Origin of the sequence: Serratia ficaria (genome assembly GCF_900187015.1) — a bacterium.
Lineage (GTDB): Bacteria > Pseudomonadota > Gammaproteobacteria > Enterobacterales > Enterobacteriaceae > Serratia > Serratia ficaria.
This window is the reverse complement of sequence record NZ_LT906479.1, coordinates 952,713-967,892: the sequence shown is the minus strand read 5'-3', so window position 1 is coordinate 967,892 and position 15,180 is coordinate 952,713. Positions and strand designations below refer to the sequence as shown.

The following is a 15,180-nucleotide window of genomic DNA, read 5'->3' as shown; positions in this document are numbered from 1 at the left end:
CGGCGCGGATCTCTGCCTCAGCGTTGGAGATCGGTTGGAGTGGGGCGCGCACAACGCTATACTGACCATCCAATTAACCACGCCGAAGCAAAATTAAACGCTATGCCAGTTTTCTCCATTGTCGCTTTGATGGCCTACCTGCTCAGCCTTGGACTGATCATTCCCAGCTTGTTGCGGAAGAACAGCGCATACCGTCGGCTTGCCCTCGTCTCGGCGGTGGTGGCGCTGATCTGCCACGCCATCGCGCTGCAGCAGCGCATCTTTGACGTCAGCGCCGGGCAGAACCTCAGCCTGCTGAATATCGGCTCGATCGTCAGCCTGATTATCTGCTCGGTAATGACCTTCGTCGCTTCCCGCGATCGCGGCTGGTTCCTGCTGCCGATCGTCTACAGCTTCGCGATGATCAACCTGGCGTTCGCCAGCTTCATGCCCGGTGAGTTCATCACCCACCTGGAGGCCAGCCCGGAGCTGATGGTGCATATCGGCCTGGCGCTGTTCTCCTACGCCACGCTGATTATCGCCGCGCTGTATGCGCTGCAGCTGGCCTGGCTGGATTACCTGTTGAAAAACAAAAGGCTCACCTTCAGCGCCGATATGCCGCCGCTGATGAGCATCGAGCGCAAAATGTTTCACATCACCCAGATCGGCGTGGTGCTGCTGACGCTCACCCTGTGCACCGGTCTGCTGTATATGGATAACCTGTTCAGCAAAGAGAACGTGCACAAAGCCGTGCTGTCGATCATGGCGTGGTTCGTGTATATCGTGTTGCTGTGGGGCCATTATCATGAAGGCTGGCGCGGTCGCCGCGTTGTCTGGTTCAGCTTGGTGGGTGCCTTCCTGCTGACGCTCGCCTACTTCGGCAGCCGTCTGATTCAGCAGGTGATGGTGCGCTAAGCCGCCTCAGGCTATCTTTTCCCTCATATAAGGAATACCGCGTTGGAGCACGTGTCGACAGGGACCCTGATCGTTATCCTGGTGGTGATGATTGTGGTTTCCGCATACTTCTCTGCCTCCGAAACCGGCATGATGACGCTCAACCGTTATCGGCTGCGCCACTTGTCCAAGCAGGGCAACCGCTCTGCCCGCCGGGTGGAAAAGCTGCTGCAGAAGCCGGACCGCCTGATCGGCCTGGTGCTGATCGGCAACAACCTGGTGAATATTCTCGCTTCCGCGCTGGCGACCATCGTCGGCATGCGGCTATATGGCGATCTCGGCGTGGCGATCGCCACCGGCGTGCTGACCTTCGCCGTGCTGCTGTTCGCCGAGGTGCTGCCTAAAACCTTCGCCGCGCTGTACCCCGAACGCATCGCCTTCCCGAGCAGTATGCTGCTGGCGCCGCTGCAAAAGGTGATGTTCCCGCTGGTCTGGCTGCTGAACGGCATCACCAGCCTGGTGCTGCGGCTGTTTGGCATCCGCACCAACGTGCGCATCAGCGACGCCGTCAGCAAGGATGAGCTGCGCACCATCGTGAAGGAATCGCAGTCGCAGATTTCACGCCGCAATCAGGACATGCTGATTTCGGTGCTGGATCTGGAGAAGGTGACGGTCGACGACATCATGGTGCCGCGCAACGAGATCGTCGGCATCGACGTCAACGACGACTGGAAATCGATCATGCGCCAGCTCACCCACTCGCCGCATGGCCGCATCGTGCTGTACCGCAGCTCGCTGGACGACGCCATCGGCATGCTGCGGGTGCGCGAGGCCTACCGCCTGATGACCGAGAAAAAAGAGTTCAACAAAGAGAACCTGCTGCGCGCCGCCGACGAAATCTATTTCGTGCCGGAAGGTACGCCGCTCAACGTGCAGCTGGTGAAGTTCCAGCGCAACAAGGAGAAGGTCGGCATCGTGGTCGACGAGTACGGCGATATTCAGGGGCTGGTGACGGTGGAAGACATCCTCGAAGAGATCGTCGGCGACTTCACCACCTCGATGTCACCGACGCTGGCGGAAGAGGTCAACCCGCAGAGCGACGGTTCGGTGTTGATCGACGGCACCGCCAACGTGCGCGAACTGAACAAGGCGTTCAACTGGACCCTGCCGGCCATCGAGGCGCGCACCATCAACGGCATGTTGCTGGAGGAGCTGGAGGAGATCCCGCAGGTCGGCACCCGAGTGCGCGTCGGCCATTACGAGGTGGAGATCCTCGACGTGCAGGACAATATGATCAAACAGGTGCGGGTGACGCCGATCAAGTCGCTGCAGTCCAGCGTAGAAAGCCACTGACCGGCAGCCGTGACTAGTCCTGATATAGGTTGACACTTTTCAGCCTTATAACGCCCGATGAACTTCATCGGGCGTTTTGTATTGTAGCGACAGATGCGGTCGCCGCGTGTTGTAGATTTCCACAGACTGCCTGACCATTTTCCTTGCCTGTCCGATATCTTTCGGTCTGTTGAGCAGGTATTCCATTTTCAGTATCCCGTTTACTCGTTCCGCCAGCGCATTCTGGTAACAGTCATACCCGTCCGTCATCGAACAGATAACGCCATGTCGTTGATGTAACGACTGATATTCCTGTGAGCAGTACTGGATACCCCGGTCTGAGTGATGCACCAGCGGAGCTGCGGTGCGCCTGCCGGCCAGCGCCATTTTGAACGCGCCAGCGACGTGCCGGGCATGCAGGCTGTCATGGACATGATAACCCACGATTTTTCTCGACCACGCATCCGTTACCAGACTCACGTACGCCGTCCCTGTCCGCAGGGGAAGATAAGTAATATCCGCTACCCACACCTGTTCCGGGCGGCTGGCTATCACCTGATTTTCTCCCGCTTTCAACAAGTTGGGATGACGGTAAAAACGATGATGGCTGTTCGTTGTCTTGTGATACGCCCGTTTAGGCATCACCAGTAAACGGGCGCAGCGCAGTATCCGGAACAGGCGGTCTCGCCCCACATGCATGGGGGCTTGCGGCTGTTGTCGCAGCAAGTGGTGCAGCTTACGTGTTCCCAGTCGGGGCTGGTGTAAGCGGATGGCGGTCACCTGCTCCACGATATGATGGGCTTGCTCCTCTCTCCCTCGTTCACGTTGCAAAGACTGATACCACGCCTGTCGGCTGATACCCATCAACCGGCAGGCGCGCGCTACTGTGAGTCGTGGCGCTTGTGTTTGCGCGATAAGGCAGCCAACTGCTTTTTTGTCAGGGAGGCCCCGAACTCGGTATTCATCACTTTCACGACCGCTTCAAAGAACTGGGCTTTGACTTCGGATTCAGCCAGTTGCTGTTCGAGTTCTTTGATTCGTTGTTCGGGAGTCAGAGGTAACTTAGGCATATTGTCTCCGCACAGTCTGGTAGAAGGGGAAGAGCGCCAGTCGAGTTGGCCATATTTACGCAGCCAGTTCATGACGGTATGACTGCCCTGGATACCGTAGCGGTCTTGTGCCTGGCGGTAAGTCATCTCGCCTTTTTCGACCTGTTCGACGACGGCCAATTTAAAGGATAGAGAGTAATCGCGTTGCGTGCGTTTAACATACTGGTTCATCACATTTTCCTCAGTGTGTGAGTAAAATGTGTCAACGCTATTTAGGACGGGTCACCGGAAAGAAAAAAGACGCGATGTTCGCGTCTTTTTTTATCGCTGCGTTACGGCGCCGGACTAGATGTGCAGTTCCTGCAGTTTTTCTTTCGGCAGCGCCAGCTCTTCGTTGTGGTTCACCACCACGTCGTGATCGAGGATGTGCTTGGCGATTTCCTGCGCCTCTTCCAGCGAGTGCATATGGTAAGTGCCGCACTGGAATTCATTCAGCTCAGGAATTTTGCGCTGGTCGGTCACCTTCAATACGTCGCCCATCGCCGCTTTCCAGGCATCGGCCACGCGCTGCTCTTCCGGCACGCCGATCAGGCTCATATAGAAGCCGGTGCGGCAGCCCATCGGGGAGATATCGATAATCTCAACGCCCTGACCATTCAGGTGGTCACGCATAAAGCCGGCAAACAGGTGTTCCAGCGTATGAATGCCGCGCTCAGGCATCACTTCCAGGTTCGGCCGGCAGAAGCGCAGATCGAACACGGTGATGGTATCGCCATGAGGAGTTTTCATGGTTTTCGCGACGCGGACAGCCGGGGCTGCCATGCGGGTATGGTCTACGGTAAAGCTATCCAGCAGTGGCATTTCGTTACCTCCTCGTAAAAGGGTATTTATTTCGAAACTTTTTTATCTAACCAGGAAACCTTTTCCAACCCAGCGAGTCTGAGTATGTGAAAGACGCGCATTTGTTATCATCATCCCTGTCATCAGAGATGCATATTTGGCCACATTGATGTGGCCTTTTCTTTATTCAGCTCCCGCCGTTTTGTTTCAGGAACTCTTCAAAGCTTAGCGTATCCGCCGCTTCTATGTTGCGCTGGCGCTGCCATGAGGCTTCCTGCTCCTTGGCCAACGCGGCTTCATCCAGAATTTCCAGCGGCTCTTCGATCAGCATCTTGCGATACTGCTCCGCCAACGCCAGGCCGACTCTGCCGGTGCCCTCTTCCTTCATTGCCCGCAGAATGCGCGCCGAGAAGGTCAGCTCCGGATCGTCAAACGCGGCGACCAGCTCATCGCAAACCTGCTGGTATTGACGGTTGCCCGCCTCGCCATCCAACACTTCCGCCACGCGGCGCAGGTCGTCAAACAGCGCCTTGCCCACTTTCTCCAGCGGCTCGCGGCTGTCGTCGCAGCCGATGCCGATGGTCTGGCCCGGTTTGCGTCCTTCCAGGATCACCCGATTCCAGTTTTTCCGCGTGCACAGCAGTTCATCGCTGTTCATCTCCGGCGCATCCGCCAACACGCACCACACCAGGAACAGGTCCAGGAAGCGCGCCTGCACCGCATCCACGCCGATTGGCGAGAATGGGTTGATGTCCAGCGAGCGAACTTCGATATACTCGATGCCGCCGCGCAGCAGCGCATCTGACGGCGTCTCGCCGCTTTCGGTCACGCGCTTCGGCCGGATCGGCGCATACAGCTCGTTTTCAATCTGCAGCACGTTGCTGTTCAGCTGCAGGTAACGATCGCCATCCTTCACGCCCAGCCTGGCGAACTCTTCGGAAGGCGTCACTATCGCCCGCTTCAGACCCGCCACATAGCTGTGCAGATCGTTGAAGGTGATGCCCAGGTTGCTCTGCGACTTGTTGGTATAGCCGAGATCGCTCAGGCGCAGCGAGGTGGCGTACGGCAGGTAACACATGCCCTGCTCGGTGCGTTCGAACGGCAAATCGGTCTCGCGCCCTTTCAGGAACGAAGAACAGATCGCCGGCGAAGCGCCGAACAGATAGGGGATCACCCAGCCAAAGCGGTAATAGTTGCGGATCAGGCGGAAATAGCCCGCGGAGATCTGTTCTTTGCCGCTCTCAGCGTCTTTCACGCCCGCCCACGCCTGCCAGAATTCCAGCGGCAGCGAGAAGTTGTAATGCACGCCGGAAATGGTCTGCATCAGCGCGCCATAGCGGTTCTTCAAGCCTTCGCGATACAGCGTTTTCATGCGGCCGATATTCGACGCGCCGAACTGCGCCAGCTCGATGTCCTGCTCGGCCTCGATAAAACACGGCATGCTGAGCGGCCACATGCGCTCATCACCCAAATTGCGCGCCACATAACGGTGGATATCGCGCAGGAACGTCAGCAGGTGATCGAGGTTGTCGTCAACCGGCGTAATGAACTCTAACAGCGCTTCGGCAAAGTCTGTGGTGATCCAATGGTGCGTTAATGCCGCCCCCAATTTTTCCGGATGTCCGGTTGTCGCCAGCGTGCCGTCTGGGGTCACTCGCAGCGTTTCGCGCTCGATGCCGCGACGGATGCCTTTTAATGCCTGGGGGTGGGCTTCCAACCAAGAAAGCGCCTGTGATACGTCCGGGATCAAATTGACCTCCCGCTTCTAAAAACAATAACTCGTAAGCATACTGAATCCGCACCCGAGAGAATATTGAGTTATATTCACTTGGTTAATGCCACCAGGCGATACCCTGTACCGTTATCATAGCCAAAACGATGTAACGCAGCGCCTTTCCGATACACAGAAACAGCGCGACAGAGCCCCATGGCATGCGCAACCAACCTGCCAACACGCACAACAAATCGCCCACTACCGGTACCCAGCTGAGCAACAGCGCAGCCGGGCCAAAGCGTTGCAGCCACCCGAGCGCCGTTTCCAGCCCCCGCTGCGGTTTCAACGCCGGTAACAGGCGCCCGATAATGACATTGGTCAATCCGCCGAGAGTGTTGCCCAACGTCGCGGCCAGCACCAACACTTCCGGTGAGACGCGGCTGTTGGCCAGCAAAGCGACCAAAACAACTTCTGAATTTCCCGGCAGCAGCGTCGCACTGAGGAAGCTGCTGCCGAATAACGACAGTACGGCTAGCGTACTACTCACAGCGTACGAACGTCTACCACGGCCATATTGGCGCTTTTCGCCGCCTGAATGCCGAAGTCGGCGTCTTCAAACACCACGCATTTTTCCGGCGGCACGCCGATCAATTCAGCGCAGCGCAGGAAGGTGTCAGGTTCAGGCTTATGGCGCTGAACGTCGTCGGCGCCGACGATCGCATCGAAACAGTGAAGCAGGCCCAGATGGCGCAGCAGCGTTTCCGCCATGCGGTGCTCGCTGCCGGTGCCGACCGCCATTGGGCGGCGGCCGTGATAGGCTTTGACCACCTCGATCAACGGCAATGGACGCACGCTGTCCAGCAGCATCGCCTCCACCGCGCGCGTTTTTTCTGCGGCCAGGTGATGGGGATCGAGATCGGCCTCATGGCTGGCGATAATCGCCTGAGCGATGCGCCAGGTTGGGGAGCCGCTCAGCGCCACCATCGCCGCCTCATCAAACGTCATACCGTAACGAGACAGCACCTCATGCCACGCTTTGCGGTGCGTGGGTTCGGTGTCCAGGATGGTGCCGTCCATGTCGAAAATAAGACCCTGATAGCGGTCGTACATCGTTACTCCATGATCGTGAGGAAAGAAAACTACTTTAGCGTAAAGCCGCAGGGTTGTCGCTGACTGCGTAATGGCGGAATGTGCTGCGCTTCGCGGGGGAAGAATAGGCGGTGGCGGGAACCGAAAAGCGAAAAACCCGCCGAAGCGGGTTTTTCTTAGATGGTGCATCCAGGAGGATGATTCGGCTGCGCCTCTCCCTGCGGGCCGTTGCTGACGCAACGTTGTCTCGCTACGCTCGGCTCGAACCTCCTACCGCTCTCCTCGCGGTCGGAAAAGCGAAAAACCCGCCGAAGCGGGTTTTTCTTAGATGGTGCATCCAGGAGGATTCGAACCTCCGACCGCTCGGTTCGTAGCCGAGTACTCTATCCAGCTGAGCTATGGATGCAGTCTATTTGTTACAGCGAACAGTTTCATTCCATGAAACATCACTTGAAAGAATGGTGCATCCAGGAGGATTACTCAGCGTAACCGCTTCGCCCTTCGGGCCGTTGCCGAAGCAACGTTGTCCTCCTTTGAGCTATCTTTCAGCTCGCATTTATCTGTAAGCCGAAACTTGCTGATAAACGCGTTTTAAGAATGGTGCATCCAGGAGGATTCGAACCTCCGACCGCTCGGTTCGTAGCCGAGTACTCTATCCAGCTGAGCTATGGATGCACAGGAATTCTTTTTTGATACCGTATGGTACGTTGTTGCTACCCCACCATACTGCAAAATATGGTGCATCCAGGAGGATTCGAACCTCCGACCGCTCGGTTCGTAGCCGAGTACTCTATCCAGCTGAGCTATGGATGCAAATGGCGGTGAGGCGGGGATTCGAACCCCGGATGCAGCTTTTGACCGCATACTCCCTTAGCAGGGGAGCGCCTTCAGCCTCTCGGCCACCTCACCATACGCTTCTTTCGAATTGTGCCTAACTCGCTTTAGATAAGCTCATCGGCACTGCGTGGCGCACATATTACTTTCTCCGACTTGTAAGTCAAACAATTTTTCCCAACTCATGCGTGTTTGCACAATTCACACCCAACATGAGCGATTTCACGGCAAAAAGGGTGTTTTATCAACAGGCAACCGCAGGGGTACCGCAAGCAAAGCGCAAAACAAAGGGGAAAAAATAATGGGAAGAAAAGCGGGAAAGCGGCGGGATGGGCGCAAAAAAGCGCAGTAGCGTCTCGCCAAGCAACGAGACGCTGCTTCGAAATCAGTAAGTCGTCTGTTGAGACTTCTCTGCCTGAATGCGTTGATAGATTTCTTCGCGGTGCACCGACACCTCTTTGGGGGCATTCACACCAATACGCACCTGGTTGCCTTTCACCCCTAGCACTGTGACCGTGACCTCATCGCCAATCATGAGGGTTTCACCAACTCGACGAGTCAGAATTAACATTCTTTGCTCCTTGAAAGATTAAAAGAGTCGGGTCTCTCAGTTTCCCCGTCATTATCCATCATATGTTGTGAAAACGTAAGCCGTGTAAGCCACAATAAGTGTAAGCAGACTTGGTCTCACCTCAGATAATGATAAGTTTAGCCGACCTGAAAAACTTTGTTCCCGCAATTGTAACTACATTGTGTTAGCACAGTATGAAAACGCCATAATCAACAAAGAGTTATGGCGTTTACGCGTGCTATTTATTTATATTCACAGCTTCGAGGCCACCCAGGCTTCTACGCTGTTCAACGCCGCTGGCAGGGCGCTGACATCCGTTCCCCCCGCCTGCGCCATATCAGGGCGCCCACCGCCCTTGCCGCCCACCTGCTGCGCTACGCTGCCGATCAGCTCACCGGCTTTCACCCGGTCAGTCAGATCCTTGGTCACGCCGGCAATCAGGCTAACCTTATCATCAGCGGTGGTCGCCAGCACGATAATGGCCGAACCCAGCTGATTTTTCAGGTCATCTACCATGGTGCGCAGCATTTTCGCCTCAACGTTATCCAGCTGGCTGACCAACAGCTTCACGCCGTTAACCACTTTAGCCTGGCTGGACAAGGACGCGCTTTCCTGCGCCGCCTGTTGATCTTTCAGCTGCTGCAGCTCTTTCTCCAGCACGCGGGTGCGATCCAGCACCGCGCGCACTTTGTCGGTCAGGTTGCTGCTGTCGCCTTTTACCAGCTGCGCAACGTCCTGTAACAGATCGTTTTGCTGATGCAGCGTGGCGATGGCGCCTTCACCGGTCACCGCTTCGATACGGCGAATGCCCGCCGCCGTACCGGATTCGGTCAAGATGCGGAACAGGCCGATATCCCCGGTGCGGCCGGCATGGGTGCCGCCGCACAGCTCGGTGGAAAAATCGCCCATGGTCAGCACGCGCACGTTGTCGTCGTACTTCTCGCCGAACAACGCCATTGCGCCTTTCTCTTTGGCGTCATCCAGCGCCATTTCCTCGGTTTGCACCGGCAGGTTGCGACGCACCTGCCGGTTCACCAGGTCTTCTACCGCGCGAATTTGTTCCGGCTTCATCGCCTCGAAGTGCGAGAAATCGAAACGCAGATACTTGTCGTTAACCAGCGAGCCTTTTTGCGCCACGTGGTCGCCCAGCGTCTGGCGCAGCGCGGCGTGCAGCAAGTGGGTCGCCGAGTGGTTCAGGCGAATGCGGTTGCGGCGCGCGGTATCGATCTGCGCATCGACGCGATCTTTCACCTTCAGCGAGCCCTGCGACAGCTTACCCTGGTGGCCGATAGCCTGGCCGTATTTCTGGGTGTCGCTCACCACAAAGTCAGCGCCGGCGGCTTTCAGCACGCCCTTATCGCCCACCTGGCCGCCGGATTCGCCATAGAATGGCGTCTCGTCCAGCACCACCACCGCCTCTTCGCCGGCGTTGATCTGCTCCACCGGCTGGCCGTCGCGGAACAGCGCGATCACCGTCGCCTGCTGCTCTTCATGATCGTAGCCGCTAAACTGGCTGCTGCCGTCCACGCGGATCATGCTGTTGTAGTCTGCGCCAAAGCCGCTGGACTCACGCGCACGGCGGCGCTGCGCTTCCATCGCCTGCTCGAAGCCGGCTTCGTCGACCTTCAGGCCGCGCTCGCGGCACACGTCGGCGGTCAGATCGACCGGGAAGCCGAAGGTGTCGTACAGGCGGAAGGCGGTTTCGCCGTCCAGGGTATCCCCCTGCAGCTTGGTCAGCTCTTCGTCCAGCAGCGCCAGACCGCGTTCCAGCGTACGGGCAAACTGCTCTTCTTCGGTTTTCAGCACCTGCTCCACCAGCGACTGCTGGCGCTTCAGTTCGTCGGCCGCCGGGCCCATCACTTCGATCAACGGCGCCACCAGCTTGTAGAAGAAGGTGTCTTTCGCGCCCAGCATGTTGCCGTGGCGGATAGCGCGCCGAATGATGCGGCGCAGCACATAGCCGCGGTTTTCGTTCGACGGGATCACGCCGTCCGACACCAGGAAGGCGCAGGAGCGGATATGGTCGGCGATAACGCGCAGGGATTTGTTGTCCAGATCGGTAGCGCCGGTCACTTTCGCCACGGCGGCGATCAGCGTGCGGAACAGGTCGATTTCATAGTTGGAGTTCACGTGTTGCAACACCGCGGCGATACGCTCCAGGCCCATGCCGGTATCTACCGAAGGCTTCGGCAGCGGCAACATGGTGCCGTCGGACTGACGGTTGAACTGCATGAAGACGATGTTCCAGATCTCAATGTAACGATCGCCGTCTTCTTCCGCGCTGCCCGGAGGGCCGCCCCAGATGTGGTCGCCGTGATCGTAGAAAATCTCGGTGCACGGGCCGCATGGGCCGGTGTCGCCCATCTGCCAGAAGTTGTCGGAGGCAAAGGCCGCGCCTTTGTTGTCGCCGATGCGGATAATGCGCTCGGCCGGCACGCCAATCTGCTTCTGCCAGATGTCGAAGGCTTCGTCATCGGTTTCATAGACGGTGACCCACAGCTTCTCTTTCGGCAGGTTGAACCAGTTTTCCCCGGTCAGCAGCTCCCACGCATAGCTGATGGCGTCGTGTTTGAAATAGTCGCCGAAGCTGAAGTTGCCCAGCATTTCGAAGAAGGTGTGGTGACGTGCGGTATAACCGACGTTCTCCAGATCGTTATGCTTGCCGCCGGCGCGCACGCAGCGCTGCGAGGTAGTGGCTCGGGAATAGGCTCGCTTGTCCAGCCCCAGGAAAACATCTTTAAATTGGTTCATGCCGGCATTGGTAAACAGCAATGTCGGATCATTGTTAGGCACCAGGGAGCTGCTTGCTACAACCTGGTGGCCCTTACTATGAAAGAAATCGAGAAACGCTTGACGGATCTCAGCGGTGCTCTTGCTCATAATTTTCCCGGAAAGGCTAGAATAACGACACATGAACCAGCGGCGCGACATCCTGACGATGGCGGCTAGCTCACGAACAAAAAGTGGGGATAAGATAAATTTTCTTCAGAGGGAAGTAAAACCCCGTGTGCGCTCATTGCGCAAAATCACGGTAAATTGACTGAATTTCTTCCTGGAAGAAGCCGCGATAGAGCAGATAGCGCTGCACTTTGGCTTTCTCTTTCCAGTCGGTCGGCAGCGCGTCGCCAAATTTTCGCTGCGCCACCTGTTTCGCCTGTTCGCACCAGTCGATATCGCATTCCGCCAACGCCGCCTGCACCCGTTCTTTGTCCACGCCTTTCTGCATCAGTTCGGAGCGGATGCGCTGTGCGCCGTATCCTTTACGGCTGCGGCTGCCAATATAGCTGCGGGCAAAGCGCGGGTCATCCAGCCAGTTATGCTGGTAGCAGTAAGCGATAACCTGTTCGATAACGGCGGGGTCGACGGGTTCTTCCGCAACGGGGGTGGAGGCATTCGGCGTTTTTCCGCCAAATCTGGCTTTCGCCATAAACGGCTGCGCCGCAAGCTTGCGGCGCAGTTCAGCTTCACTATGATCGCGTTGCGACAGCAGGCGCATGGCGCGGCTTAGCAAGTCATTCATCATTCGAACCTGATTATAGGATGCGTGCGCCCACGCAGGGGGCGCACCATCGTCAGCGATTAAAACTGCTCGCTGGTTTCCGCTTCGTCATCACCGAAGTCTTCATCGGCGGCGGCAACCAGTTCGCCGGTGTTATGCAGCAGCAGATCGCGCAGCTTTTTGTCCAGCTCGGCGGCGATGGCCGGGTTTTCTTTCAGGAAGTTGCAGGCGTTCGCCTTGCCCTGCCCGATTTTCTCGCCGTTGTAGCTGTACCAGGCGCCGGCTTTTTCGATCATCTTGTGCTTCACGCCCAGGTCGACCAGTTCACCGCGGCTGTTGATGCCTTCGCCATACATGATTTGGAATTCGGCCTGTTTGAACGGCGCGGCGATTTTGTTTTTCACCACTTTAACGCGGGTTTCGCTGCCCACCACTTCGTCGCCTTCCTTGATAGCGCCGATACGGCGGATATCCAGGCGAACGGAAGCATAGAATTTCAGGGCGTTACCGCCGGTGGTGGTTTCCGGGTTACCGAACATCACGCCGATCTTCATGCGGATCTGGTTGATGAAAATCAGCAGGGTATTGGCGTTTTTCAGGTTGCCGGCCAGCTTGCGCATCGCCTGGCTCATCATACGCGCCGCCAGGCCCATGTGGGAGTCGCCGATTTCACCTTCGATTTCCGCCTTCGGCGTCAGCGCCGCTACGGAGTCGACGATGATGACGTCGACCGCGCCGGAGCGGGTCAGCGCATCGCAAATTTCCAGCGCCTGCTCGCCGGTGTCCGGCTGGGAACACAGCAGGTTGTCGATGTCGACGCCCAGCTTTTTCGCGTAGATAGGATCCAGCGCGTGCTCGGCGTCGATGAACGCACAGGTTTTGCCTTCGCGCTGAGCGGCGGCGATAACCTGCAGGGTCAGGGTCGTTTTACCGGAGGATTCCGGGCCATAGATCTCGACGATGCGGCCCATCGGCAGGCCGCCGGCGCCCAGTGCGATATCGAGTGACAGTGAGCCGGTGGAGATCGTTTCCACGTCCATGGAACGGTCTTCACCCAGACGCATGATGGAGCCTTTGCCGAACTGTTTCTCAATTTGGCCCAGTGCCGCAGCTAACGCCTTTTGCTTGTTCTCATCAATAGCCATTTTTGCTCCTTCGTTTCGCAATGCCGGTGTTACCCCACACTGCCACTGAATGTATGTTGTGCAGGAAATGTCACTAATTATACTGTATGGTCATACAGTATCAAGACTAATTTTACAAAAATTCCTCAATGGCGGTCTGCAGCGCGAAAATCGTCGCCTGAAGCCGCACCGCATCGCGATCGCCGGCAAACTGCATCTTGCGCGCCAGCACCCGGCCGGCACCGTCGGCGAAGCCGAACCACACCGTGCCCACCGGCTTTTCCGCGCTGCCGCCTTCCGGGCCGGCAATGCCGCTCACCGAAAGCGCCAGATCGGCCTTCGCCGCATGCAGCGCCCCCACCGCCATCTCGCGCACCACGGCTTCGCTGACCGCGCCGTGGGCCGTCAACGTCGCTTCCGCCACCCCCAGCAAATCGTGCTTGGCCGCATTGCTGTAGGTGACGAAACCGCGATCGAAATAAGCGGAGCTGCCGGCGATGTCGGTGATGGCCTTGGCGATGCCGCCGCCGGTGCAGGATTCCGCGCAGGTGATCCAGCGGCCGTCGGCCTTCAATTTTTCCCCCGCCAGCACGCTGAGTTGACGCAGTTGGCTTTCACTCATGACCCCTCCTTCGCGAATCAGGTATATGCGCCCGATAGTAGCATTTATCAAGCCGGCCTGAAGAACCGCCGTCAGAAATGCGCGGCGCCTCGCGGGCGATGCGGTTTTAAGCGCCTGACCAAACTGCTAGTATCAGGGAAAGCGTTCCGCAAGGGAGGGGGCGCGTCAACACAGGGAATATCACGGAGGCTGCGCGCCGGCGGCGGCGGCCTCGAGGCGCATCAGACCGAGATTAGGATGATAGAGTGAAAAAAACGTTAGGCGTATTCTTTCCGTTGTACACCACCACCCTGCTGTTGCTGCTGGGTTCCGGCTTGCTCACCACCTACGTTTCGCTGCGCCTGACCTCTATCCACGTCAGCGGCGCGCTGATCGGCGCCATCATCGCCGCCAACTACATCGGTTTGGTGATCGGCGGCAAGGTCGGCCATTTCCTGATCGCCCGCGTCGGGCATATCCGCGCTTACGTCGCCTGCGCCGGCATCATTACCGCCGCCGTGCTGGGCCACGGCCTGACGGACTATATTCCTGTCTGGGTGGTGCTGCGCCTGATTATCGGCCTGTGCATGATGTGCCAGTTTATGGTGCTGGAAAGCTGGCTGAACGACCAGTCGGAGTCCGACCAGCGCGGCCTGGTGTTCGGCTTCTACATGGCGGCCACCTACCTCGGCATGTCGCTGGGCCAGGTGGTCCTGATGCTGCAGAGCAACCTGGGCATCACCACCCTGCTGGTGATCGCGCTGTGCTTCGCCCTGTGCCTGGTGCCCATCGCCCTCACCACCCGCACCAACGCCCGCCACATGTCGCCGGCGCCGATGGAGCTGCGCTACTTTGTCGGCGCCATTCCCAAGGTGCTGGCCACCACGCTGGTGATCGGCATGGTGGTGGGGTCGTTTTACGGTCTGGCGCCGGTTTACGCCAGCCTGCAAACGCTGACCACCCAGCAGACCGGCCTGTTTATGGCGATTTCGATTTTTGCCGGGCTGGTGGCGCAGTTCCCGCTCAGCTGGCTGTCGGACCGCTATAACCGCACCTTGCTGATGCGCATCAACGCCATTTTGCTGATCGTGGCGGCGCTGCCGCTGGCGCTGGTGCCGCATATCGATTTCCCGGTGTTGCTGGCGGTGGGCTTTGTCGTCAGCATGCTGCAATTCACGCTCTATCCGCTGGTGGTGGCGCTGGCCAACGACCTGATCGAACCGGAGCGCCGCGTCTCGCTGGCCGCCTGTTTGCTGATGGCGTTCGGCGTCGGCGCCAGCATCGGGCCGCTGGCGGTGGGCGCGCTGATCCAGCCGCTGGGCGGCAATATTCTGTATGCGTTCTTCGCGTTGTGCGGGGTGCTGCTGGTGACCTTCAGCCGCACGGTCAAGGAAGACGAATCGCAGTTTGTGCAGGATGCGCCGGTGCCGCATATTCCGCTGCCGGACAGCCTGACCAGTTCGCCGCTGTCGCCGGCGCTTAACCCGACCTTCGATGAGCAGATCATCCACGACACCATGCCGCCGCCGGAGGCCGCGCCCGATCCGGAAGAACCCCCGGCGCCTGAAGAAGCGGAAAGCGCCGAATTGCCGCCTCAGGGCGCCGATCCCGATGACGATACCGGTCTGAAAAAGGCGCACGCCATGCTGTAAGC

General features: G+C 58.2%; 12 protein-coding genes, 4 tRNA genes, 1 other RNA gene and 1 pseudogene. 3 read left to right on the top strand and 15 right to left on the bottom strand.

Annotated features, from left to right (window positions below):
* Positions 1-102 precede the first annotated feature (102 nt).
* Both CKW09_RS04455 and CKW09_RS04450 read left to right on the top strand, forming a co-directional pair.
* Entirely contained in the window at positions 103-894 is a 792-nt protein-coding gene (locus CKW09_RS04455) for a cytochrome C assembly family protein (protein ID WP_061795054.1), read from the top strand.
* A gap of 42 nt (positions 895-936) precedes the next feature.
* Positions 937-2,226, top strand: a complete 1,290-nt coding sequence (locus CKW09_RS04450; protein ID WP_061795053.1) for an HlyC/CorC family transporter — start codon at positions 937-939, stop codon at positions 2,224-2,226.
* 13 nt (positions 2,227-2,239) lie between these two features.
* On the opposite strand, the pseudogene CKW09_RS04445 reads toward CKW09_RS04450, so the two are convergent.
* The 15 genes and pseudogenes from CKW09_RS04445 to pncC form a co-directional block, all read right to left on the bottom strand.
* Positions 2,240-3,485: pseudogene (locus CKW09_RS04445) on the bottom strand (IS3 family transposase).
* Between the two features lie 114 nt (positions 3,486-3,599).
* Positions 3,600-4,115 carry an S-ribosylhomocysteine lyase gene (gene luxS, locus CKW09_RS04440; protein ID WP_037424812.1) on the bottom strand — a complete coding sequence of 172 codons (516 nt, stop codon included), beginning with the start codon at positions 4,113-4,115 and terminating at the stop codon, positions 3,600-3,602.
* A 166-nt stretch (positions 4,116-4,281) separates the two neighbouring features.
* Positions 4,282-5,844 carry a glutamate--cysteine ligase gene (gshA, locus tag CKW09_RS04435; protein ID WP_061795052.1) on the bottom strand — a complete coding sequence of 521 codons (1,563 nt, stop codon included), beginning with the start codon at positions 5,842-5,844 and terminating at the stop codon, positions 4,282-4,284.
* Between the two features lie 82 nt (positions 5,845-5,926).
* The gene (locus CKW09_RS04430) at positions 5,927-6,355 is read right to left on the bottom strand and encodes a YqaA family protein (RefSeq protein ID WP_061795051.1); all 429 of its coding nucleotides are present in this window, start codon (positions 6,353-6,355) and stop codon (positions 5,927-5,929) included.
* Positions 6,352-6,918, bottom strand: a complete 567-nt coding sequence (yqaB, locus tag CKW09_RS04425; RefSeq protein WP_061795050.1) for a fructose-1-phosphate/6-phosphogluconate phosphatase — start codon at positions 6,916-6,918, stop codon at positions 6,352-6,354. Before yqaB ends, CKW09_RS04430 begins: the two co-directional genes overlap by 4 nt.
* 160 nt (positions 6,919-7,078) lie before the next feature.
* A non-coding RNA gene (locus CKW09_RS04420) (RtT sRNA) lies at positions 7,079-7,198 on the bottom strand.
* 28 nt (positions 7,199-7,226) lie between these two features.
* Positions 7,227-7,303: transfer RNA gene (locus CKW09_RS04415), tRNA-Arg, on the bottom strand.
* A 192-nt stretch (positions 7,304-7,495) separates the two neighbouring features.
* Positions 7,496-7,572 (bottom strand) — tRNA-Arg (locus CKW09_RS04410).
* Positions 7,573-7,633: 61 nt separating this feature from the next.
* Positions 7,634-7,710: transfer RNA gene (locus tag CKW09_RS04405), tRNA-Arg, on the bottom strand.
* Positions 7,711-7,713: 3 nt separating this feature from the next.
* A tRNA-Ser gene (locus tag CKW09_RS04400) sits at positions 7,714-7,806 on the bottom strand.
* Between the two features lie 310 nt (positions 7,807-8,116).
* Positions 8,117-8,302 (bottom strand): carbon storage regulator CsrA, encoded by a 186-nt coding sequence (gene csrA / locus CKW09_RS04390; protein WP_004091602.1) that lies wholly within the window; start codon positions 8,300-8,302, stop codon positions 8,117-8,119.
* A 252-nt stretch (positions 8,303-8,554) separates the two neighbouring features.
* A complete protein-coding gene (gene alaS / locus CKW09_RS04385; RefSeq protein ID WP_095095818.1) occupies positions 8,555-11,182 on the bottom strand; it encodes an alanine--tRNA ligase in 2,628 nt (875 codons plus the stop codon).
* A gap of 133 nt (positions 11,183-11,315) precedes the next feature.
* Positions 11,316-11,822, bottom strand: a complete 507-nt coding sequence (recX, locus tag CKW09_RS04380) for a recombination regulator RecX (RefSeq protein ID WP_095100008.1) — start codon at positions 11,820-11,822, stop codon at positions 11,316-11,318.
* Positions 11,823-11,881: 59 nt separating this feature from the next.
* The gene (recA, locus tag CKW09_RS04375; protein WP_061795048.1) at positions 11,882-12,946 is read right to left on the bottom strand and encodes a recombinase RecA; all 1,065 of its coding nucleotides are present in this window, start codon (positions 12,944-12,946) and stop codon (positions 11,882-11,884) included.
* 112 nt (positions 12,947-13,058) lie between these two features.
* Positions 13,059-13,547 (bottom strand): nicotinamide-nucleotide amidase, encoded by a 489-nt coding sequence (pncC, locus tag CKW09_RS04370; protein WP_095095814.1) that lies wholly within the window; start codon positions 13,545-13,547, stop codon positions 13,059-13,061.
* A gap of 245 nt (positions 13,548-13,792) precedes the next feature.
* On the opposite strand from pncC, the gene CKW09_RS04365 reads away from it, so the two are divergent.
* A complete protein-coding gene (locus CKW09_RS04365) occupies positions 13,793-15,178 on the top strand; it encodes an MFS transporter (protein ID WP_061795046.1) in 1,386 nt (461 codons plus the stop codon).
* Positions 15,179-15,180 lie beyond the last annotated feature (2 nt).

What these genes read in the sequence shown, in the direction of transcription:
- CKW09_RS04455 (WP_061795054.1), top strand. Translation starts at nt 103, where the DNA reads ATGCCAGTTTTCTCCATTGTCGCTTTGATGGCCTACCTGCTCAGCCTT.
- luxS (WP_037424812.1), bottom strand. Translation starts at nt 4,115, where the DNA reads ATGCCACTGCTGGATAGCTTTACCGTAGACCATACCCGCATGGCAGCC.
- yqaB (WP_061795050.1), bottom strand. Translation starts at nt 6,918, where the DNA reads ATGTACGACCGCTATCAGGGTCTTATTTTCGACATGGACGGCACCATC.
- csrA (WP_004091602.1), bottom strand. Translation starts at nt 8,302, where the DNA reads ATGTTAATTCTGACTCGTCGAGTTGGTGAAACCCTCATGATTGGCGAT.
- alaS (WP_095095818.1), bottom strand. Translation starts at nt 11,182, where the DNA reads ATGAGCAAGAGCACCGCTGAGATCCGTCAAGCGTTTCTCGATTTCTTT.
- recX (WP_095100008.1), bottom strand. Translation starts at nt 11,822, where the DNA reads ATGAATGACTTGCTAAGCCGCGCCATGCGCCTGCTGTCGCAACGCGAT.
- recA (WP_061795048.1), bottom strand. Translation starts at nt 12,946, where the DNA reads ATGGCTATTGATGAGAACAAGCAAAAGGCGTTAGCTGCGGCACTGGGC.
- pncC (WP_095095814.1), bottom strand. Translation starts at nt 13,547, where the DNA reads ATGAGTGAAAGCCAACTGCGTCAACTCAGCGTGCTGGCGGGGGAAAAA.